Genomic DNA, 20,976 nt, shown 5'->3' with positions numbered 1-20,976 from the left:
ATGGCAGGCCCTTGCCGGGACGCGTTCACGACCCGGACCGGTCGCGGGCGTAGGGGTTCGGCGTCCATGGCGTCACCTTCACCACGATCGTCTTGACCGCCTTGTCGTGCAGCGCCTGGCGCCGGTCGTCCCACAGGATCCAGGCGTTGTCGAGGAGGCCGAGGAGGCCGAGGATCGCGCCGCCGGCCAAGAGGAGGTTCAGTGCGCCCGTCGCCACGCCGATGCCGTAGACGATCGCCTGTCGTCCGAGCGCCTGGCCCCAGCTCACCGCCGACCTGTCGTCGGCCCGCACGAGCCGGATGCCGAACGCCTTCTTGCCCAGGGTCTGGCCCCACCGGGCGTGCAGGACGGTGAAGTACACGAAGCCCAGCAGGACAACGATCCCGTATCCGACGAGGAGGCGAGGGATGTTGTAGAGGTCCAGCGGGTTCGTGACCGGCTCGCCGGACTCGATGGAGTCGCGCATCCGGTCCCAGCGGATCGAGAACAGGACGGCCGGCACCGTCCCGATGCTGAGGACGACGCTGTCGATGATCCCGGCGCCGAGCCGAGCCGCGCGTCCGGCGACCGCGTCCTGCGTGCCGCCTCCGAAGCCGGGGTGGGGGACGCCGGGCGGGCCGTAGCCCGGAACCGGTGGCGCCTGCGGCAGGGCGCCGGGGTGGCCGTATCCGGCCATGGGAGCGGCCTGGGCGGGCGGCCCGCCGTACGAGCCCTGGTACGGCGGCGGGCGCTCGGGCGAGACGGGCGCCTCCTCCTGCGCCTCCTCCCGCGGCCGGTCCGGGGGCTGCCAGCCGCTGTCCGGCTTCGGGGTGTCCTGGGGTGGTTCGCTCATGGCCCCACAGTGTGCCCGGTACAGGAGGTCACGGCGTCGCCACGGTGACGACCGGCCCCGGACGCGGGCGCGTCCGGGGCCGAGTCCCCCGAGCCTTCAGGCGCCGCGGCGGGGGCGCCGCCGCGGCCTCACGGGTGCCGGGGTGTCACAGGGGTCAGAGCGTCACAGGTTGCCGCGGCGCTCCTGCTCCCGCTCGATCGCCTCGAACAGCGCCTTGAAGTTGCCCTTGCCGAAGCCGAGCGAGCCGTGCCGCTCGATCAGTTCGAAGAACACGGTCGGACGGTCCTGGACGGGCTTGGTGAAGATCTGCAGCAGGTAGCCGTCCTCGTCCCGGTCGACCAGGATCCGGCGCTTCTGCAGCTCCTCGATGGGGACCCGCACCTGGCCGATGCGCTCGCGCAGCTCGGGGTCCTCGTAGTAGGAGTCGGGGCTCTCCAGGAACTCCACGCCCGCGGCCCGCATCCGGTCGACCGAGGCCAGGATGTCGTTGGTGGCGAGCGCGATGTGCTGCACGCCCGGCCCGCCGTAGAACTCCAGGTACTCGTCGATCTGCGACTTGCGCTTGCTCTCCGCGGGCTCGTTCAGGGGGAACTTCACCTTGCGGGTGCCGTCCGCGACCACCTTGGACATCAGCGCCGAGTACTCGGTCGCGATGTCGTCGCCGACGAACTCCGCCATGTCGGTGAAGCCCATGACCCGGTGGTAGAACTCGGCCCACTCGTCCATGCGCTCGACGTTGCCGACGCAGTGGTCGATCGCCTGGAAGAACCGCTTCTCCACCGGCTCCACGATGGGGTCGGCGGGCTCGAACCCCGGCAGGTAGGGGCCGGTGTAGTTCGAGCGGTCGACCAGCGTGTGCCGGGTCTCGCCGTATGTGGCGATCGCCGCGACCGTCACCTTGCCGTACTCGTCCTCCAGGACGTGCGGCTCCTCCAGGCCGGTGGCGCCCTTCGCGAGCGCGTGCCGGTAGGCGTGCTCGACGTCGGGCACCTCGATCGAGAGGTCCACCACTCCGTCGCCGTGCTCGGCGATGTGCCGTCCGAGCTCGGTGCCCGCCTTCACCGGGCCGCGGAACACGAACCGGGCGCCGCCCGACTCCAGCACGTGCACCGCCTCGTCCGGGCTGCCGTTCTCCGGGCCCCGGTAGGCGACCCGGCGCATGCCGAACGCGGTCGAGTAGTAGTGGGCGGCCTGTTTGGCGTTGCCGACGGCGAAGACGACGGCGTCCATACCCTTGACCGGAAACTCATCCATACCACCCAATCTCGACATGTGCCTGCAAGGTGCGCAAGAGCGGGTTGAAATACTGGACAATCTGTACAGCGCATCCGCGTTCGGACCGGTCGCTCTGTACATGGTGACCACGACCACAGGAGGGTGCCGTGCCGATCGACGAACTGGACGGCCGGCTGATCGAGCTGTTCGCCGCCGAACCCCGGGTCGGCGTCCTGGAGGCGTCCCGGCGGCTCGGGGTCGCGCGCGGGACCGTCCAGGCCCGGCTGGACCGGCTCGCGCGGGACGGCGTCATCGCCGGCCACGGCCCGGAGATCGACCCGGCCGCGCTCGGCTACGGGGTGACGGCCTTCGTCACGCTGCAGCTGCGGCAGGCGGGCGGCCACGACCCGGTGGCGGCCCGGCTCGCCCAGGTGCCCGAGGTGATCGAGGCCCACACCATCACCGGCGGCGGCGACATGCTGTGCCGCATCGTCGCCCGCAGCAACACCGACCTCCAGCGCGTCATCGACGTCATCGTGGACGTCGCGGGCGTGGAGCGCGCCTCGTCGGTCATCTCCCTCGCCAACCAGATCCCCTACCGAACCCTGCCCCTGGTGCGCGCGGTGGCCGGGCAGTCCAGGGGCGGGCCGTCCGAGGGCGGGACGCCGGGCGGCGCGCCCCGGGGACGGGTGCCGGGGTGAGGGCGCGCAAGCAAGGACCGCCGGGCGGAATCCGCCCGGCGGTCTTCACCTCCGCAGTGCCGAAGCCGGCGGCTACGCGCCGCCGTAGGGGGTGGCGTCGAGGATCTCCACGGTCATGGAACGGCCGTTGGGGAGGTTGTAGGTGGCCTTGTCGCCGACCTTCTTGCCGTCGATCGCGGAACCGAGCGGCGACTTGGGCGAGTACACGTCGATGGGAGCGCCGACCTCCTCGCGGGAGGCGAGCAGGAACGTCACCTCCTCGTCGTCGCCCTCGAACGAGACCGTGACGGTCATGCCCGGCCCGACCACGCCCTCGGTGCGCGGCGCCTCGCCGACGCGGGCGTTCTCCAGGATGCCCTGGAGCTGGAGGATCCGGCCCTCGATCTTGCCCTGCTCCTCCTTGGCCGCGTGGTAGCCGCCGTTCTCGCGCAGGTCGCCCTCCTCCCGCGCCGCCTCGATCTTCTGAGCGATCTCGATGCGGCCCGGGCCCGACAGGTGGTCCAGCTCAGCCTTGAGCCGGTCGTACGCCTCCTGGGTCAGCCAGGTGACGTTGTCAGCGCGGGTCTCGGTCACGGGTACTCCTCATCCACATGGTGCGATCGGTCCACCCCCGCGGGCGGGCGTCACATCGACATGAAGTGCGGCTGGGTGAAACCTCAAGCCTATCCGGTGTGTGCGGGTAAAGGTTCCCTGAACTCGGCGTCCGCAATCCGCCAATCGTGTCCCGCCACTCACCGGCCGTAAAGGCCTGCCGTCAGCGGCAGGCGGGTCAGACCTTGCGGCAGTCGCGGATCCTCGCCCCGGTGGCCCGCCGCGGCGTCTGGAGCGTCTCCGTCCCCTTGACGCTGGACGTCCCGGGCGGCACGGAGACCTCCTTCTGCGCGAGCACGGCGAAGGCGGTGTCGTAGGCGTCCACCGTGCAGCGCACGTCGTCGCCCTTCCCCTTGGCCACCGTGTAGTTGAGCTCGACCGACGTGTCGGTGATGTCGTAGGTGACCGTCTGCGACACGATTCCGGGCGTCTGCCCCGTGTGCGCGGCGAGGATGCCGAAGCCGGCCGCCCCCAGCGCCGTCAGGAGGCCGATGACCGCCAGCCCGAGCCGGCTCCGCCGGGACGCGGCCGGAGCCTCTGCTTTCGACACGCTCGTCGTCATGGCGGGAATCCTCGTGCGGGGTGCGGACGTTGTCAGGGACAATTCATTCTCGTCTGTCATGGCGCGTGCCTCGAACCGGGGCCCGCTCAACAGTCCGGAGAGGGAGACCCCCAGTGTCCGAGGTCATCGACGGTACGTCCGACGCCATGGGCGGTGCGGCGCTCGAACGGCCCTGCGGCCGCGACGAGCCCCTGCGGCTCATGGCGGTGCACGCGCACCCCGACGACGAGTCCAGTAAGGGCGCGGCCACGATGGCCCGCTACGTCGCCGAAGGAGTCGAGGTCCTCGTCGTCACCTGCACCGGCGGTGAGCGCGGCGACATCCTGAACCCGGCGATGGACCGGCCCGAGATCAAGGCCGACATCGGCAAGGTCCGCGAGGAGGAGATGGCGCGGGCCCGCGAGATCCTCGGCGTCGGGCAGCGCTGGCTGGGATTCGTCGACTCCGGCTTCCCCGAGGGCGACCCGCTGCCCCCGCTGCCGGAGGGCTGCTTCGCGCTGGAGCCGCTGGAGACCGCCGCCGAGCCGCTGGTGCGCGCGGTCCGCGAGTTCCGCCCGCACGTGATGCTCACCTATGACGAGAACGGCGGCTACCCCCATCCCGACCACGTGAAGTGCCACGAGGTGTCGGTGGAGGCGTTCGAGGCCGCGGGCGACCCGGAGCGCTACCCCGACGCCGGCGACCCCTGGCAGCCGCTGAAGCTCTACTACCACATGACCTTCAGCAAGGAGCGCATCCTCGCCCTGCACTCCGCGATGGAGAAGGCCGGCCTGGAGTCGCCCTACGGCGACTGGCTGAAGCGCTTCGAGGAGGAGGGCGACCAGCGCGCCAGGTGGGAGGTCACCACCCGCGTCCCCTGCGCCGACCACTTCGAGACCAGGGACCAGGCCCTGCTCGCCCACGCCACGCAGATCGACCCGAACGGGTTCTGGTTCGTCGTCCCGCTCGACGTCCAGCGCGCGGCATGGCCGACCGAGGACTACCATTTGGCCAGGTCCCTGGTCGACACGGAACTGCCGGAGGACGACCTGTTCGCCGGCGTCCGGGAGAAGGTGTGCTTGTGATGCCAGCCGTCTACGCCATGCCGCTGAACGACGACACGGTCACCCCCGGCGTCCTCGGCTTCGTGGTGTTCCTCGTGCTGCTGGCCGCGACGGTCTTCCTGATCCGCTCGATGGGCAAGCAGATGAAGAAGATCCAGGCGCCCCGCGAGGCGGATCTCCGGCAGCAGGAGTGGGAGCGGGCCGAGGCGGCGAAGGAGGCCAAGGCCGCGGCGGCGGCCAAGCCCTCCGACGACGACGCCTGACCCGGCCCCGACCCGGCCCCGCGCCGGTTGGACGCCGCCGCGCCGGGGAGGACCCTCGGTGTGCGCGCGAACTCCGATGACGCCGACCGCGGTCTCCCGCCCGCGGAGGCTCGCCGTGCCCTCGACCGCCATCTCGCCGGCGCCGTCATCGGTGAGGGCGAGATGGCGGCCGAGGGGCTGGCCCTGCTGGAGGGGGAACGCTGGGCGGAGGCCGCCGAGACGCTGGAGGAGGCCCTGCGCCTCGCCGAGCGCGAGGGGGACGCCCACACGGTCCTGGCGGCGCGCCACGACCTCGCCCGGGCGCTGATCGGCAGCGGCGACCTCGACCGCGCGATCGGGCTGCTCGGCCCGCTGCCGGACGAGTTCGCCGCCCTGCCGGAGCCCGACGAGCGCGCCCGCGCCCGCGCGCTGGAGAGCCTCGGCGAGGCCCACCTGCGCGCGCACCGCCCCGTCGCGGCCATCAACTTCTTCGGCCAGGCCCTGGAGATCCTGCGCGGGCTGGACGCGGTCGCCGGGCAGGCCGCCATGTTCGTCCGCATAGCCGACGCCGCCCGCCTCCGCGGCGACGCCGCGGCCGAGCGCGCCGCCCTCGACCGCGCCGCCGAACTGATCCGCCCCGCCTGATCGGCCCTGCCCGGAGCGCCCTAGATCTTGCCGTGGTCCCAGCTGACGATCCGGTCGGGCTCCATGACGATGAGGACGCGCTTGGACAGCGCCTGCTCGATGCCCTCGGCGATCACCGGGTCGACCGGCTCGCCCAGCTTCGGGACGGGCAGGCCCGCCATGCGGGAGCCGACGACCATGCCGACCTTGGACCGGGGCTCGGGGTCCTCGATGACGAGGCCCCGCCCGTACAGGGCGACGCCGCGCAGTTCGTTGTACTCGACGCCGTCCTCGACCAGGCACGTCATGGTGGGGTCGCGGCGGAGGTTGATCACCTTCTGCGACGACTTGTACGTGGTGAAGGCGATCTTGCCCTCGTACAGCGTGTAGAACATCGTCACCAGATGGGGCTCGCCGTCCTTGCCGACGGTCGCGACCTGCACCTTGAAGTTGGCGGCCAGGTAGTCCGCCACTTCCTCCGGCGACATCTTGATCTTGTCGCGCTTGCTACCGGCCAACGGGCCCTCCCAGGATCGTCTGCATCGCGCACAGAATAACCAAGCGCTTGCCCGCCTCATCGCCCGGCACCATGGGGGGATGTCCGTGCGCGATCTCACCGTCCTCGGCTCCGCCAGCGCGGTGCCCACCAGGACCCGCAACCACAACGGCTACCTGCTGCGCTGGGACGGGCAGGGCGTCCTGTTCGACCCGGGGGAGGGCACGCAGCGGCAGATGACGCACGCGGGCCTCTCCGCGAACGACGTGAACTGGATCTGCGTGACGCACTTCCACGGCGACCACTGCCTCGGCGTGCCGGGCATCGTCCAGCGGATCGCCCGCGACGGCGTCGCGCACCCGGTGGACGCGGCGTTCCCGGCGAGCGGCCGGCTCTACTGGGAGCGGCTGCGGAACGCGGCCGTCTTCCGGGACACCGACGTCGTCCGCGAGCGCCCGGTGTCGGGGGAGCGGATGGCGCTCGACACCGGCGACGCCCCTTTCAGCCTGGTCGCCCGGCGGCTGTCCCACCCGGTGGAGGCGTACGGGTACCGGCTGGAGGAGCCCGACGGCGTGACGATGCTGCCGGACGAGCTCGCCGCGCGCGGCGTCCGGGGGCCGCTGATCCGCCGCCTCCAGGAGGACGGGCGGGTCACCACGCCCGACGGCCGCACCGTCACGCTGGCCGAGTGCAGCGTGACCCGTCCCGGGCAGAAGGCCGCGTTCGTCATGGACACCCGGCTCTGCGACGGCGTACGGGAACTGGCCGACGGGGTGGACATGCTCGTCATCGAGTCCACGTTCCTGCACGAGGACGCCGGGCTGGCCGCCGAGTACGGGCACCTGACCGCCGCCCAGGCGGGCGAGGTGGCGGCGGAGGCGGGTGTCCGCCGCCTCGTCCTGACCCACTTCTCCGAGCGGTACCCCGCCGCCGACGAGCACCGCTTCCTGGCCGAGGCGTCCGCCGCGTTCGGCGGCGACATCACCCTGGTCCACGACCTGGACCGCATTCCGCTGCCGCCGCGCCGTCTGACGGGCCGGGATGCCGGGCAGGACCCAGGGCATGGCTGACGAAGTCGATGTCGTGGTGATCGGTCTCGGGCCCGGGGGAGAGGACGCCGCGGGGCGGCTCGCCGAGGCGGGCCTCTCGGTCGTCGGCGTGGAGTCGCGGCTGGTCGGCGGGGAGTGCCCGTACTACGCCTGCGTCCCCACCAAGATGATGGTGCGCGCCGCGGGCCTGGTCGCCGAGGCCGAGCGCGTCCCCGGCATGGCGGGCGAGGCGTCCGTCCGGCCCGACTGGGGGCCGGTGGCCGCCAGGATCCGCGACGAGGCGACCGACTCGTGGGACGACAAGGCCGCCGCCGACCGCCTCACCGGCAAGGGCGTGCGCCTGGTGCGCGGCGAGGGCCGCATCACCGCACCCCGCGAGGTCACCGCCGGCGGCCAGGTCTTCCACGCCCGCCGCGGCATCGTGCTCAACACCGGCACTTCTCCCACGGCCCCGCCGGTCGACGGTCTCGCGGACACCCCCTACTGGACGAACCGCGAAGCCGTCCAGGCCCCCGAGGCCCCCGAGTCGCTCCTCGTCCTCGGCGGCGGCGTGGTCGGCGTGGAGATGGCGCAGGTCTTCTCCCGCTTCGGCAGCCGCGTCACCATCGTCGAGGCGGCGGACCGCCTTCTCATCAACGACGAGCCGGAGTCGAGCGCCCTGCTGCGCGAGGTCTTCGAACGCGAGGGCATCGGTGTGCGCACCGGCGTGAACGTCAGCCGCGTCGCCCACGACGGAGCCGAGTTCACGATGCGGCTCGGCGACGGGGAGCTCGCCGCCGACCGCCTCCTCGTCGCGACCGGCCGCCGCCCGAACCTGAAGGGGCTCGGTCTCGGCGCCGTCGGCCTGGACGAGAACGCCCGCCGGATCGCCGTGGACGGCCGCATGCGCGCCGCCGACGGCGTGTGGGCGATCGGCGACATCACCGGCATGGGCGCGTTCACGCACGTCTCCATGTACCAGGCGGCCGTCGCCGTCCGGGACGTCCTCGGCGAGGAGGGGCCGCCCGCGGCCTACCGCGCCGTGCCCCGCGTCACCTTCACCGATCCCGAGATCGCGTCGGTCGGCCTCACCGAGGCCCAGGCCCGCGACCAGAACCTTCCCGTCCGCACGGCGGTGGCGCCGATCCCGGAGTCGACCCGCGGCTGGATCCACAAGGCCGGCAACGACGGCTTCATCAAGCTCGTGGAGGACACCGAGTGGGGCACGCTGGTCGGCGCCACTGCGGCGGGCCCGTCAGGCGGGGAGGTCCTCGGCTTCCTGGCCGTGGCGGTCCACACCGAGACCCCGACCGCCGCCCTCCGCGAGATGATCTACGCCTACCCCACCTTCCACCGCGCCGTCGAGTCCGCGCTCGCCGGCCTCGCCGCGCGGGCGCGGGGGGAGTGAGGCGGCGGCCGGATCGGGCAGGATCGGGGGCATGAACCGGCTCAAGGACGCGACCAGCCCGTACCTGCTCCAGCACGCCGGGAACCCGGTGGAGTGGTGGGAGTGGAGCGACGAGGCGTTCGCCGAGGCACGGCGGCGCGACGTCCCCGTCCTGCTCTCCGTCGGATACGCCGCCTGCCACTGGTGCCACGTGATGGCCCACGAGTCCTTCGAGGACGGCGAGACGGCCCGGGCCATGAACGAGCTGTTCGTGAACGTCAAGGTCGACCGGGAGGAGCGGCCGGACATCGACGCCGTCTACATGGAGGCGACCCAGGCCATGACGGGCCAGGGCGGCTGGCCGATGACGGTGTTCATGACTCCGGAGGGGCACCCGTTCTACTGCGGGACGTACTTCCCGCGAGCGCAGTTCCGGGCGCTGTTGCAGGCCGTCCACAAGGCGTGGACGGAGCAGCGCGACGACGTCGCCCGGCAGGGGCAGCAGGTCGTCGACGCCCTGACCTCGCGCGGGTCCGGCCTCGGCGGGTCGGAGGCGCCCGGCGACCGGGTGCTCGCGCACGCGGTGAAGGTGCTCGCGCGCTCCTACGACGCGGCGCGCGGCGGGTTCGGGGGCGCCCCGAAGTTCCCGCCGTCGATGGTCCTGGAGTTCCTGCTGCGCCATCACGCGCGCACGGGCGACGAGGAGTCGCTGGCGATGGCGTCCGGCACGCTGGAGGCGATGGCCCGCGGGGGCATGTACGACCAGCTCGGCGGCGGGTTCGCGCGGTACTCGGTCGACGTGGGATGGGTCGTCCCGCACTTCGAGAAGATGCTCTACGACAACGCCCTGCTGGCGCGGGTCTACGCGCACTGGTGGCGGCTGACGGGGAACCCGTCCGCGCGGCGGGTCGCCCTGGAGACGTGCGACTGGATGCTGCGCGACCTGCGCACCGACCAGGGCGGGCTCGCGTCGGCGCTGGACGCCGACAGCGAGGGCGTCGAGGGCAAGTACTACGTGTGGACGCCCGAGCAGTTGCGGGAGGTGCTCGGGGACGAGGACGGCGCGTTCGCCGAGCGCCTGTTCGAGGTGACCGGGACGTTCGAGCACGGCGCGTCCGTCCTGCAGCTCCTGAGCGACCCCGATGACGTCGAGCGGTACGAGCGCGTGCGGACCGCGCTGCTGGCGGCGCGCGCGCAGCGGATCCCTCCGGCGCGGGACGACAAGGTGGTGGCGGCGTGGAACGGGCTCGCCGTCGCGGCGCTGGCCGAGTGCGGCGCGCTGTTCGACCGGCCGGATCTCGTCCGGGCGGCCGAGGAGGTCGTGCGGCTGCTGGGGGAGGTCCACCTCCGGGACGGGCGGCTGGCGCGCACGTCCAAGGACGGGGCGGCCGGGGCGAACGCCGGCGTCCTGGAGGACTACGCCGACGTGGCCGAGGGCCTGCTCGCCCTGCACGCGGTCACCGGCGACCCGCACCACGTGCGGCTGGCCGGCGAACTGCTGAACACCGTCCTCGAACGGTTCGCCGACGGGTCCGGCGGCTTCTACGACACGGCCGACGACGCCGAGCGGCTGTTCCGGCGCCCCCAGGACCCGACCGACAACGCGACGCCGTCGGGGCAGTTCGCGGCGGCCGGGGCGCTGCTGTCGTTCGCCGCGCTGACCGGGTCCGACTGGCACCGGCAGGCGGCGGAGGACGCGCTGGCGCCGGCGGGCACGCTCGCCGACGAGCACGCGCGGTTCGCGGGCTGGGGCCTCGCGGTCGCGGAGGCGCGCGCGGCGGGCCCGGTCGAGATCGCGGTGATCGGCGATCCGGAGGACGTGCGCACCCGCGCGCTGCACCGCACGGCCCTCATGGCCGTCGCGCCGGGCGCGGTGGTGAGCGTCGGCCCGCCGGACGCCGAGGGCGTTCCCCTGCTGGAGGGGCGGGGACTGGTGGAGGGAGAGCCGGCGGCGTACGTCTGCCGCGGGTTCGTCTGCCGGCTGCCCGTCACGACCCAGGCGGACCTGAACCGCGAACTACGTGGGCAATTGGACTGACGATCCACTTTATGGCAACGTGACCTTGATCTCAGCCGGGCAGGCTGTTACTACTGAGTAACTGGAACGTGCCTGACCCAATGGAGCCGAGCGGACGAGGCTGACCGGTGGCGCCCCGGGTATCTGGACGGTGGCCGACCATCTGAGTCATAGTCGTGTCCTGTGCGCGGTCAGGGACCCGGCGCGAGGCGACATCGAGGGAGTGTGCCAGTGGGCAAGCCGAACCGCCGGATCCTTCCGACGATCATCGGCGTCTCCGTGCTGACGACGCTCGCGGCCAACGTCGCCGTCCTCGTCGCGCACGACGACGGCCCGCCGGACCGGCCGCGCGGCGAGCAGCGCGCCCGCTTCGTCGCCGCCTCCGGCAGCACCGGCCTGTCGCCCGGCGCGGTCGCGCCGCTCGGCAGGCGGCTCACCCCGCACGTCCTCGTGGCGGCCCCTTCCACGCTCTCGCCGGAGTTCGTCCAGAAGATCCGCGGCGCCAAGGGCGTGAAGGGCGTCGAGGTCGTGGACGCGGTGCAGGGCATGGTCGCGGGCAAGCGTGTCGGCCTGATGGGCGTCGACCCGTCCACGTTCCGCAACTACACCCCGAAGCCGACCGCCAAGTCGGACGCCCTCTGGCGCAACGTGGCCTCCGGCGACGTCGCCATCTCGTTCACGATGGGCAGCGACGGCGGCGTCAAGCTCGGCAGCCAGGTGCCCGTCGGCGGCAAGCAGCACCAGTCGCAGCTGCGGGTGGGCGCGTACGCGACGATGGGCATCAGCGACGTCGACGCGGTCATCTCGCACACCACCGCGCAGGCCCTCGGGATGCCGACCGGCAACGCCATGCTGATCAGCGTCCCGAAGACCGCGCCGAAGACGTTCATCAAGAAGCTGCGCAAGGTGCTGCCGAAGCACGCCAAGGCCGTCGCGGTGAACCCGGAGATCGACTTCCCGCGGGCCGGGAACGTGCCGGCCGCGGGCGGCCAGGTCATGACGGCGAGCCAGGTCCGCACGGTGATCAAGGCGGCCTACACCCGGCTCGGCTGGCCGTACGTGTGGGGCGGCGAGTCCGAGGCCGAGGGCGGCTACGACTGCTCCGGCCTGATGCAGTACGCGTTCGCCAGGGCGGGCATCCGGCTCCCGCGCGTCGCCGCCGACCAGGCCCGCGCCGGCTGGGTCGTCCCCTACAGCAAGGCCGAGCCGGGCGACATGCTCATCTGGGCCAACGACCCGACCGCGCCCGGCTACATCTCCCACATCGCCCTCTACCTGGGCCAGGGCAAGATGCTGGCGGCCCCGCGGACCGGCACCGTGGTGCAGGTGCAGAACGTCTACACCCGCAACATGCGCGGCGCCGTCCGAGTCAGCCCCCGAATGGCCGCCTCCCTGGCCCGCTGACCCGCGCAGCGGGCCGCCGGCTCACAGGGGGCAGCCGCGGCCGAGGAACTCCAGGTTGTGGTCGATGAGCCCGGGGAGCTCCTCGGTCGCCGCGCGTCCTTCCATCCACCGGTAGAGGGCCGCCTGGAGCACCCCGATGACGGCCCAGGTGAAGGTCTCCACCTCCGGGTCGTCGGGCCGCCGCCCCGTGCGGTGGCCGACGACCTCGGTCAGCATGGCGTGGGTGCCCTCGCGCATCGACTCGAACGTGCGGGCGCGCAGCGAAGGGACCCGGGAGGTGAGCCGCATCCGGGCGTTGACCGTGTCCAGGTCGGCTTCGTACATGAGCGGGAGCAGCTCGCGGAGCGTGGCGCGCAGCGCCTCGATGGGGGACAGCCCGGCCGGCTGGCCCCGCATGACCTCCGCCATGATCGGGTCGTACTCGTCGGTGACGACCACGTCCTCCTTGGTGGGGAAGTAGCGGAAGAAGGTGCTCGGCGAGATCTCGGCCGCCGCGGCGATCTGCTCCACGGTCGTCTCGTCGTACCCCCGCTCGCTGAAGAGGCGGAGGGCGTGGTCCTGGATCGCCCTGCGGGTCCGCAGCTTCTTGCGCTCCCGCAGCGGCAGCCGGGCGAGCCGGTCCTCCAGCCGGTCGATCGGGTGCTCACGGGACGGCGTGCTCATGCTCCGATTGTCCTGCATCCGCGGCGGAGGCCGCATCCTCGCGTCCCCGCGCGGGCTGGAAGAGCCACAGGAGCAGTGCCGCCACGACGGCGGCGGCACCGCACGCGGCGAACACCGCGTCCATGCCGTGGACGTACGCGGCGCGGGCCGAGGCGAGCAGCCCCCCGTCGTCCAGCCGCCCGGCGACGGCGACCGCCCCGCCGATGGAGTCGCGCGCCGCGGCGGCCGCGTCGGGAGGCAGCCCGCCGGTGGAGACGCGGTCCCGGTAGAGCGCCGACAGCAGGCTGCCGAGGCCGGCGACGCCGAGCGTCCCGCCCGTCTGGCGCAGCGTCTGCACGAGGCCCGAGCCGCGCCCCGCCTGGGCGGGCGGCAGGGCGGCGAGGACCGCGTCCATCGCCGGGACGATGGTCAGCCCGCAGCCGAGGCCGACGACGAGCAGCCACGGGACGGTGGCGGGGTAGCCGTCCCCCGCCCCGGTGAGCGCGCCCCACCCGAAGCCCGCCGCGAGCACGAGCAGCCCGGTGACGAGGATCGGCTTGTGCCCGGCGCGGTGCGCGACGCGGTCGGTGACGACCCCGCCGGCGAGCAGGCCGAGCAGCATCGGCATCAGCCTCACGCCGGTGGCGAGGACGTCGTTGCCCTGGACGGCCTCCAGGTACTGCGGCAGGACGAACAGCGCCCCGCCCATCATCAGGTTCGCGGCGACGGCGGCGACCATCGCCCATGTGAAGGCGGGGTTGCGGAAGAGGGCCACGTCCAACAGGGGCTCGGCGGCACGCCGCTCCCACAGGACGAACCCGGCCAGCAGGACGGCCGCGAGCGCGAACGAGAGCAGCACCACCGCGTCGCTCCAGCCCCGCACGGGGGCCTCGATGACCCCGTACACGAGCGCGACGACCCCTGCCATCGACAGCAGCGCGCCGATCCCGTCGACCCGCGGCGCGGCCGGGTCCCGCGTCTCGGGCAGGAGCAGCGCCACCGCGATGCCGCCGACCAGCACGACCGGCACGTTGACCAGGAAGATGGAGCCCCACCGGAAGTTCTCCAGGAGCCAGCCGCCGAGCAGCGGGCCGAGCGGCAGCCCGAGCGCCATCGCCGAGGACCAGACCGCGACCGCGCGGGTGCGCTCGTGCGGGGGGAAGATCGCGGGCAGCATCGACATCGACAGCGGGGTCACGATCGCCGCGCCGAGGCCCATGAACGCGCGGGCCGCGATGACTCCGCCGGAGCCGTCCGCGAACGCACCGGCGAGCGAGGCGGTGCCGAAGACCGCGAGGCCGGCCAGCAGCAGCCGCTTGCGGCCGAACCGGTCGCCGAGCAGCCCGGCCGGGAGCAGCAGCGCCCCGAACACCAGCAGGTAGGAGTCCACGATCCACTGCAGCGCGCTGGTGCTCGCGTGCAGCCGCTCCGACAGCGTGGTCAGCGCCACGTTGAGGATCGTCATGTCGAACCCGAGCGCGAGCATGCTCAGCGCCAGCGCCCCCAGCCCCAGCCAGCGCCGGGTGTGTCCCACGGTCATGACTTCCACCTTCATATGAGTTTCACTATGAAATGACAGTAGCTCTCATTTGATGGTGATTGTCAATCGAGATGGGGACTGGCGCAGCCTCGGGAGGACATGTAATTTTGATTACATGAGTACGAGCGAAGCGGCGGAGCAGCTGCGCGGCTGGTTCATCGGACGGCTCCCCGAGGAGTGGTTCGAGGGCGCGCCCGAAGTCGTCGTCGACCGCGAGGAGGTCGCGGTCGTCGGCACCCTGCCCGTCCCGGCCGCCGCGGCCGAGGCGGCCGGCGCCGAGCGTGCGGGCGTCATCGCGGGGCACGTCCAGCGCTTCCGCGACGAGACCCGCGACCGGCGGATCGCCATCGCCCGGGAGGCCGAGCAGCGCTTCGGGCGCAAGGTGTCCTGGGGCGTGGAGTGCGGCGGCGAGCGGGAGATGTTCACCACCCTGTCGGTGCCGGTGATGACGCGGCTGCGGCAGCCCGAGCGCCGCGTACTGGACACGCTCGTGGACGCCGGGGTCGCCCGCAGCCGCAGCGACGCGCTCGCCTGGTGCGTCAGGCTCGTCGGCAAGAACACCGACGAGTGGCTGTCGGAGCTGCGCACCGCCCTGCAGCACGTCGAGCGCGCCCGCGCCGCCGGCCCCAAGGCCTGACCGCCGGCCCGGAGCGGCCGGGCATTACCCGATCTCGGTGATCACTGGGTGTGATCATGGCGCCGACCTCCCCTAACGTACCTGGAGAGCGGGCCGGACGCGGGCGGGAGGTGCGGGGATGCCGGGGCTGCGCTGCCTGGACGGGTCCGACCTCGCGGTGGTCCCGGTCGCCTCGATCGACCGCGGCGGCACCCCGTTCGAGATCACGCTGGAGCTGTGGCGCGACGGCGAGCCCTTCGGGGCGGTGGGGGAGCGGTGCGGGTACTTCCTGACCGGGCTCGCCGCCCGGGTCGCCGCCGCCCGGGCCGACGGGTCCCCGCAGGCGGCACGCTGGCCCGACCCCGACGACCGCTTCCCCGACCCCGCCCCCGCCGACGCGGCCCGGGAGCCCGAGCTGTTCGCGTTCCGCTACCGCGACCGGGGCGACGTGGTCAGCACCGGTGAGCTGCGCTGCTCGCTGCGCACGTCCTCGATGTGGGTCGGCCGCCAGCGGTCGGCGGCGGGCCGGTGGCGGGTCGCGCGCCGCGCCGTGGTCGAGGCGTGGGGCGCGGGCGGGCGCGGCGTCCGCGCCGTTCTCACCTCGGCCGAGCTGGCGCGCTTTCTCGCCGATCTGCTCGCCGAGGCGGACCGGGCCAGAGCAGGCCATCCACCGCGCCTGGCCCGGCCCGCGCGTTAGCCTGGCGTACGGGAACGGTGGGAGAAGTGTCGCCGTCGGGCCATAATTGAGCGACTTTCCGCCAGGGTCGGTCGCTCGAAGGGAAGCCCATATGCGGGTTCGGCGTACGGGAGAGCCGCGCACCAGGTCGGCGCGCGGCGCGCGGAGGGACGGCGTGCGCCGGCGCCCCTCCGAGGGCGGCGGGCGGCTCGTCTCCGCCCTCCGCCGCAGCGGCCCGTACGCGGCCGTCCGCGACGCCGTCTACCGGATGTACGAGCGGCGCGTCGAGGCCGAGTTGCCCACCGAGGTCACCCCCCGGCACGTCGGCGTGATCCTCGACGGCAACCGGCGCTGGGCCAGGTCGATGGGGCTGGCCGACGTCAACACGGGCCACCAGCGCGGCGCCCAGAAGATCTCCGAGCTGCTCCAGTGGAGCGCGGAGGCCGGCGTCGAGCACGTCACGCTGTGGCTGCTGTCGACCGACAACCTCAACCGGCCCGCCGCCGAGCTGGAACCGCTCCTGGCGATCATCGAGAACACCGTCCGCAAGCTCGCCGAGGACGGCTGGCACGTCAAGCCCGTCGGCGCCCTCGACCTCCTGCCCGATAAGACGGCCCGCGTCCTGAAAGATGCGGGAGAGGCCACATCGGGCGCACCCGGCCTGATTGTGAACGTCGCCGTTGGGTATGGAGGTAGGCGTGAGATCGCTGATGCGGTGCGCTCACTGCTCATCGAGCAGGCGAGTCGTGGCACCAGCATCGAGGAACTCGCCGAGGTCCTCGACGTGGAGCACATCGCGGAGCATCTCTACACGCGCGGCCAGCCGGACCCGGACCTGGTCATCCGCACCTCGGGAGAGCAGCGTCTCTCCGGCTTCATGCTCTGGCAGAGCGCCCACTCGGAGTTCTACTTCTGCGAGGTCCACTGGCCGGACTTCCGGAAGGTGGACTTCCTCCGGGCCATGCGCTCCTACGCCGCGCGGCACCGGCGCTACGGTACCTGATCGTCCCTCGCGGACCACCGCCCCTGCGCGGGCGGACCTGCGCGCCACCGGCAGTTCCCTCATATCCAGGGAGATCGAGTGGCCACAACCTCCGCGCGCCGTCCCGGTCCGTCCGGGATCCCTTCTGGGGCTTCCGTCCCGGAGACCTCCGGAGACCTCGGGGGCGCTGCCCCCGGCAGGGAACCGGACCGGCGCACGTACGTCCTGGACACCAGCGTCCTGCTCGCCGATCCGGGGGCGATGACCCGGTTCGCCGAGCACGAGGTCGTACTCCCCATCGTCGTCATCTCCGAACTGGAGGCCAAGCGGCACCACCCGGAACTCGGCTACTTCGCGCGGCAGGCCCTGCGCACGCTGGACGACCTCCGCCTGCTGCACGGGCGGCTGGACGAGCCCGTCTCGGTCGAGGGGGCGCTCGGCGACCAGGGCGGGACGCTCCGCGTCGAGTTGAACCACGCCGACCCGAGCGTCCTGCCGGACGGGTTCCGGCTCGGCGACAACGACACCAGGATCCTGTCGGTGGCCGCGTGGCTGGCCCGCGAGGGGCGCGACGTCGTGCTGGTCTCCAAGGACCTGCCGATGCGGGTGAAGGCGTCCGCGGTCGGGCTCGCCGCCGAGGAGTACCGCGCGGAACTGGCCGTCGTGGAGTCCGGCTGGACCGGGATGCGCGAGCTGGAGGTGCCGGCCGGAGCCCTCGAGGAGCTGTACGAGACGGGCGGCGCCGACCTGGAGGAGGCGCGGGACCTGCCGTGCCACACGGGGCTTCGGCTGCTGTCGGAGCGCGGCTCGGCCCTCGGCCGGGTGCAGCCGGACAAGTCGGTGCGGCTGGTGCGCGGCGACCGCGAGGTGTTCGGGCTGCGCGGCCGGTCCGCCGAGCAGCGGATCGCGCTGGACCTGCTGATGGACGAGGAGGTCGGCATCGTCTCGCTCGGCGGGCGGGCCGGCACCGGCAAGTCGGCGCTCGCCCTCTGCGCGGGGCTGGAGGCCGTGCTGGAGCGGCGGCAGCACCGCAAGGTCGTGGTGTTCCGCCCCCTGTACGCGGTCGGCGGCCAGGAGCTCGGCTACCTGCCGGGTTCGGAGAACGAGAAGATGTCGCCGTGGGCCCAGGCCGTCTACGACACCCTCTCGGCGGTGACGACGCCGGAGGTCATCGAGGAGGTCGTGGACCGTGACATGTTGGAGGTCCTGCCGCTCACGCACATCCGCGGCCGGTCGCTGCACGACTCGTTCGTGATCGTCGACGAGGCGCAGTCGCTGGAGCGCGGCGTCCTGCTCACCGTCCTGTCGCGGATCGGCTCCGGGTCGCGGGTCGTGCTGACCCACGACGTGGCGCAGCGCGACAACCTGCGCGTCGGCAGGCACGACGGCGTCGCGGCGGTAGTGGAGCGCCTGAAGGGTCATCCGCTGTTCGCGCACGTGACGCTGACGCGGTCGGAGCGCTCGCCGATCGCGGCGCTGGTGACCGACATGCTCGGTGACGTCGGGGCCTAGAGCCCCGGCGAGTGAGAACCCCGGCGGGCCGTGACGGGCCGCCGGGGTTCTCGCGTCTCAGAACGACGTTCTCCTTCCTACGGAGGGTGATCGGTAAACCTCGCAACGTAGGAATGTGGCGAAGGTCACAATCGTCCGTTTCTATGGGAGGAGCCGCAGGTCCGGCCGGGTTTTCGGTACGTCCGCAGTCGGGTTGACAACGGGCCGTCCGGCCGCATCTGTCTCGTTTTGGTTGCGAACCAGCCCTCGGCCTCGGGCATTGTGTCTCCCCGTAAGCACCCCCAGTGCGGTGCCCGGCCGGAGCGCGGCCCCTGAACGCGCGCGACGTGCCGGCGCCGACCCGGGTCCGGGGCCGCCGAACGCCGGCGGCCGGGCCGGACCGGGGTGGAAACAGTTCGTGCGCGTGTCCATGCGCGTGCGACCGTCGGAAGGACCGCCTTGTACGGAGACCGCCCCGGGTCCCCTAGGCGAGACGATCGACAGAGCTTCGACCCCCGGCAGCCGGTGATGGCCTCCGCCCCGGCCCAGGCGCCCGGCTCCTCCCCGGAGGGCCCCGAGGCGCCGCACGAGGACGACGTGCGCGTGGCCGGCACCCGCCCCCGCGCGAACGCTCCTGCGGGGGACACGCTCGGCCTCCAGCCCCTCCAGGAGCCGCTGCGCACCGGCGTCTCCGGCGACGAGATCTCCTCCGGTCCGGGCGCGCCCCGCCGTGCCGCCCGCGGGGGCGGCTCCCGCGGGCGCGGCGGCAAGCGCATCGCGGTGGTCGCCGCGGGCGCCGCCGTCGTGATCGGCGGAGGCGCGGTCGCCGCGTTCGCGCTGACCGGCGGCTCCGGGGACGAGGGCGCGCAGACCGTCAAGCCGACGCGGCAGCTCGCCGACGCCGCCGCGCCGCCGAAGATCGACCCGAAGGTGCTGGAGCAGCAGCGTAAGAAGCTGGCGCTCGACCGCGCCTCCCGCGCGACGCGCCAGGACGGCGGCAAGGGCCCGTCCCTGCTGCCCAAGGGCAAGCCGATCCCGACCAAGACGCCGGAGAAGAAGAACGGCTCCTCCGGCGGCGGCCCGACCGGCGACCCGGTCCCGGCCGGCGAGGCGCAGGCGATCGCCAAGAAGCTGATGCCGAGCTACGGCTTCACCGGCGACGGCCAGTTCGGCTGCCTGGTCAACCTGTGGAACAAGGAGAGCCACTGGAACGTCCACGCGGCCAACCCCTCGGGCGCGTACGGCATTCCGCAGGCCCTGCCCGGTTCCAAGATGGGCAGCGCCGGGCCCGACTGGCAGAACAACGCCACCACGCAGATCAAGTGGGGGCTCGGCTACATCAAGAACCGCTACGGCACGCCGTGCGGCGCGTGGTCGCATTCGCAGTCCGTCGGCTGGTACTGATCCGGCCCCGCCGCGTCCCGGACGCCCTGAGCGGCGTCTGGGACGCGCGACCGGCCCCGCCCGGCTCAGCGGCGGGACGTCCCGGTCATCCGCAGGACGTCGAGCGCCTCGTCGAGCTGCTCGACCGTCAGCCTTCCCTCGTCGACATAGCCGCGCTCCAGCACGACCTCGCGGATCGTCCTGCGCTCCCTGAGCGCCTGCTTGGCGACCTTCGCCGCCTCCTCGTACCCGATGTAGCGGTTCAGCGGCGTCACGATCGACGGTGACGACTCGGCGTACTCGCGCATCCGGTCCAGGTCGGCCTCGACGCCGTCCACGCAGCGGTCGGCGAGCAGCCGGGACGCGTTCGCCAGCAGGGTGACCGACTCCAGCACGTTGCGGGCCAGCATCGGCAGCATCACGTTCAGCTCGAAGCTGCCGGACGCGCCGCCGAACGCGACCGCCGCGTCGTTGCCGATGACCTGCGCGGCGACCTGCGCGACCGCCTCGGGGATCACCGGGTTCACCTTGCCGGGCATGATCGACGAGCCGGGCTGCAGGTCGGGCAGCCGGATCTCCGCGAGCCCGGCGCGCGGCCCCGAGCCCATCCAGCGCAGATCGTTCGCGATCTTGCTGAGGCTCACCGCGATCGTGCGCAGCGCCCCGCTCGCCTCCACCAGGCCGTCCCGCGCGCCCTGCGCCTCGAAGTGGTCGCGGGCCTCGGTCAGCGGCAGCCCGGTGTCCCGCGCGATCTCGGCGATGACGCGGGCGGCGAAGCCCTCCGGCGTGTTGATGCCGGTGCCGACCGCGGTCCCGCCGAGCGGGAGCTCCGCCAGCCGCGGCAGGACGGCCTCCAGCCGCTCCACGCCGTGCCGCGCCTGCGCTGCGTACCCGCCGAACTCCTGCCCGAGCGTCACCGGCGTCGCGTCCATCAGGTGGGTGCGGCCGGACTTCACCGCGGTCGCGAACTCCTCGGCCTTGCGCGCGAGCGCGGCCTCCAGGTGCCGCAGCGCGGGGATCAGCTCGTTCACGACGGCCCCGGTCGCCGCGATGTGGATGGACGACGGGAACACGTCGTTGGACGACTGGGAGGCGTTCACGTGGTCGTTGGGATGGACGGGGCGGCCGAGCCGCTCCTGCGCCAGCGTCGCCACGACCTCGTTGGCGTTCATGTTGGACGACGTCCCCGAGCCGGTCTGGAACACGTCGATCGGGAACTGGTCGTCCCACCGCCCGTCCGCCACCTCGCGGGCGGCCTCGGCGATCGCGGCGGCCAGGTCCTCATCGAGGACGCCCAGCTCCGCGTTGACGACCGCCGCCGCGGCCTTGATCCGACCGAGCGCGGCGATGTGGGACGCCTCCAGCGTCCGTCCCGAGATCGGGAAGTTCTCCACGGCGCGCTGCGTCTGGGCCCGCCACTTGGCCGCGGCCGGCACCCGGACCTCTCCCATCGAGTCGTGCTCGACGCGGAACTCCTGCTCGCTCATGGAACGCCTCCCACTCG

The 20,976-nt window shown here is 72.9% G+C and carries 21 protein-coding genes; 13 read left to right on the top strand and 8 right to left on the bottom strand.

Annotated elements, in window-relative coordinates:
* Positions 1 to 25: 25 nt before the first annotated feature.
* Positions 26 to 832, bottom strand: a complete 807-nt coding sequence (locus K4S16_RS22175; protein ID WP_149260930.1) for an RDD family protein — start codon at positions 830 to 832, stop codon at positions 26 to 28.
* Between the two features lie 162 nt (positions 833 to 994).
* Positions 995 to 2,086: a 4-hydroxyphenylpyruvate dioxygenase gene (gene hppD, locus K4S16_RS22170; protein WP_200842031.1), complete on the bottom strand. Its 1,092-nt coding sequence runs from the start codon at positions 2,084 to 2,086 to the stop codon at positions 995 to 997.
* A 128-nt stretch (positions 2,087 to 2,214) separates the two neighbouring features.
* Here hppD and K4S16_RS22165 point away from each other — a divergent pair, with 128 nt between their 5' ends.
* A complete protein-coding gene (locus K4S16_RS22165) occupies positions 2,215 to 2,748 on the top strand; it encodes an Lrp/AsnC family transcriptional regulator (RefSeq protein ID WP_149260928.1) in 534 nt (177 codons plus the stop codon).
* A gap of 72 nt (positions 2,749 to 2,820) precedes the next feature.
* Here the strand turns inward: K4S16_RS22165 and greA are convergent, their stop codons facing one another.
* Together greA and K4S16_RS22155 are read right to left on the bottom strand one after the other, a co-directional pair.
* A complete protein-coding gene (gene greA, locus K4S16_RS22160) occupies positions 2,821 to 3,321 on the bottom strand; it encodes a transcription elongation factor GreA (protein ID WP_149260927.1) in 501 nt (166 codons plus the stop codon).
* 196 nt (positions 3,322 to 3,517) lie between these two features.
* Entirely contained in the window at positions 3,518 to 3,901 is a 384-nt protein-coding gene (locus tag K4S16_RS22155; RefSeq protein ID WP_149260926.1) for a DUF4307 domain-containing protein, read from the bottom strand.
* 146 nt (positions 3,902 to 4,047) lie between these two features.
* Here K4S16_RS22155 and mca point away from each other — a divergent pair, with 146 nt between their 5' ends.
* The 3 genes from mca to K4S16_RS22140 are packed head-to-tail and all read left to right on the top strand — an operon-like array spanning position 4,048 to position 5,831.
* Positions 4,048 to 4,965 (top strand): mycothiol conjugate amidase Mca, encoded by a 918-nt coding sequence (gene mca / locus K4S16_RS22150; RefSeq protein ID WP_149261231.1) that lies wholly within the window; start codon positions 4,048 to 4,050, stop codon positions 4,963 to 4,965.
* Positions 4,965 to 5,207 (top strand): hypothetical protein, encoded by a 243-nt coding sequence (locus K4S16_RS22145; protein WP_235036982.1) that lies wholly within the window; start codon positions 4,965 to 4,967, stop codon positions 5,205 to 5,207. The genes mca and K4S16_RS22145 overlap by 1 nt, the downstream gene beginning before the upstream one ends.
* Before the next feature lie 60 nt (positions 5,208 to 5,267).
* Positions 5,268 to 5,831: a tetratricopeptide repeat protein gene (locus K4S16_RS22140; RefSeq protein ID WP_149260924.1), complete on the top strand. Its 564-nt coding sequence runs from the start codon at positions 5,268 to 5,270 to the stop codon at positions 5,829 to 5,831.
* A 20-nt stretch (positions 5,832 to 5,851) separates the two neighbouring features.
* Here the strand turns inward: K4S16_RS22140 and K4S16_RS22135 are convergent, their stop codons facing one another.
* Positions 5,852 to 6,328 (bottom strand): pyridoxamine 5'-phosphate oxidase family protein, encoded by a 477-nt coding sequence (locus tag K4S16_RS22135; protein WP_149260923.1) that lies wholly within the window; start codon positions 6,326 to 6,328, stop codon positions 5,852 to 5,854.
* Positions 6,329 to 6,407: 79 nt separating this feature from the next.
* Between K4S16_RS22135 and K4S16_RS22130 the strand changes: the two genes are divergently transcribed.
* The 4 genes from K4S16_RS22130 to K4S16_RS22115 all read left to right on the top strand — a co-directional run bounded on the left by K4S16_RS22130 (position 6,408) and on the right by K4S16_RS22115 (position 12,142).
* On the top strand, positions 6,408 to 7,376 hold the full coding sequence (locus tag K4S16_RS22130) for a ribonuclease Z (protein ID WP_149260922.1): 969 nt from the start codon (positions 6,408 to 6,410) through the stop codon (positions 7,374 to 7,376).
* Positions 7,369 to 8,742 carry an NAD(P)/FAD-dependent oxidoreductase gene (locus K4S16_RS22125; RefSeq protein ID WP_149260921.1) on the top strand — a complete coding sequence of 458 codons (1,374 nt, stop codon included), beginning with the start codon at positions 7,369 to 7,371 and terminating at the stop codon, positions 8,740 to 8,742. Before K4S16_RS22130 ends, K4S16_RS22125 begins: the two co-directional genes overlap by 8 nt.
* A gap of 31 nt (positions 8,743 to 8,773) precedes the next feature.
* On the top strand, positions 8,774 to 10,759 hold the full coding sequence (locus tag K4S16_RS22120; protein ID WP_149260920.1) for a thioredoxin domain-containing protein: 1,986 nt from the start codon (positions 8,774 to 8,776) through the stop codon (positions 10,757 to 10,759).
* 210 nt (positions 10,760 to 10,969) lie between these two features.
* Entirely contained in the window at positions 10,970 to 12,142 is a 1,173-nt protein-coding gene (locus K4S16_RS22115; RefSeq protein WP_149260919.1) for a C40 family peptidase, read from the top strand.
* Positions 12,143 to 12,163: 21 nt separating this feature from the next.
* Here K4S16_RS22115 and K4S16_RS22110 read toward each other — a convergent pair whose 3' ends face one another.
* Together K4S16_RS22110 and K4S16_RS22105 are read right to left on the bottom strand one after the other, a co-directional pair.
* The gene (locus K4S16_RS22110) at positions 12,164 to 12,805 is read right to left on the bottom strand and encodes a TetR family transcriptional regulator (protein ID WP_149260918.1); all 642 of its coding nucleotides are present in this window, start codon (positions 12,803 to 12,805) and stop codon (positions 12,164 to 12,166) included.
* The gene (locus K4S16_RS22105) at positions 12,786 to 14,324 is read right to left on the bottom strand and encodes a DHA2 family efflux MFS transporter permease subunit (protein ID WP_149260917.1); all 1,539 of its coding nucleotides are present in this window, start codon (positions 14,322 to 14,324) and stop codon (positions 12,786 to 12,788) included. The genes K4S16_RS22110 and K4S16_RS22105 overlap by 20 nt, the downstream gene beginning before the upstream one ends.
* Positions 14,325 to 14,439: 115 nt before the next feature.
* On the opposite strand from K4S16_RS22105, the gene K4S16_RS22100 reads away from it, so the two are divergent.
* The 5 genes from K4S16_RS22100 (at position 14,440) to K4S16_RS22080 (ending at position 19,493) form a co-directional block, all read left to right on the top strand.
* A complete protein-coding gene (locus K4S16_RS22100; protein WP_149260916.1) occupies positions 14,440 to 14,961 on the top strand; it encodes a hypothetical protein in 522 nt (173 codons plus the stop codon).
* Positions 14,962 to 15,079: 118 nt separating this feature from the next.
* Entirely contained in the window at positions 15,080 to 15,637 is a 558-nt protein-coding gene (locus tag K4S16_RS22095) for a hypothetical protein (protein ID WP_149260915.1), read from the top strand.
* Positions 15,638 to 15,728: 91 nt separating this feature from the next.
* Positions 15,729 to 16,619, top strand: a complete 891-nt coding sequence (locus K4S16_RS22090; protein ID WP_149260914.1) for an isoprenyl transferase — start codon at positions 15,729 to 15,731, stop codon at positions 16,617 to 16,619.
* Positions 16,620 to 16,823: 204 nt separating this feature from the next.
* Positions 16,824 to 18,110 (top strand): PhoH family protein, encoded by a 1,287-nt coding sequence (locus K4S16_RS22085; protein ID WP_149261230.1) that lies wholly within the window; start codon positions 16,824 to 16,826, stop codon positions 18,108 to 18,110.
* A 507-nt stretch (positions 18,111 to 18,617) separates the two neighbouring features.
* Complete coding sequence (locus K4S16_RS22080; protein ID WP_235036981.1) at positions 18,618 to 19,493, top strand: lytic transglycosylase domain-containing protein; 876 nt, start codon at positions 18,618 to 18,620, stop codon at positions 19,491 to 19,493.
* Positions 19,494 to 19,558: 65 nt separating this feature from the next.
* On the opposite strand, the gene K4S16_RS22075 is transcribed toward K4S16_RS22080, so the two are convergent.
* Positions 19,559 to 20,959 carry an aspartate ammonia-lyase gene (locus K4S16_RS22075; protein ID WP_149260913.1) on the bottom strand — a complete coding sequence of 467 codons (1,401 nt, stop codon included), beginning with the start codon at positions 20,957 to 20,959 and terminating at the stop codon, positions 19,559 to 19,561.
* Between the last annotated feature and the right edge of the window lie 17 nt (positions 20,960 to 20,976).

It is taken from the genome of Actinomadura sp. K4S16, assembly GCF_008327685.1.
In the GTDB taxonomy this organism is placed as follows: domain Bacteria; phylum Actinomycetota; class Actinomycetes; order Streptosporangiales; family Streptosporangiaceae; genus Spirillospora.
Note: the sequence above shows the minus strand (reverse complement) of the source record. Positions and strands in the feature narration are given on the sequence as shown.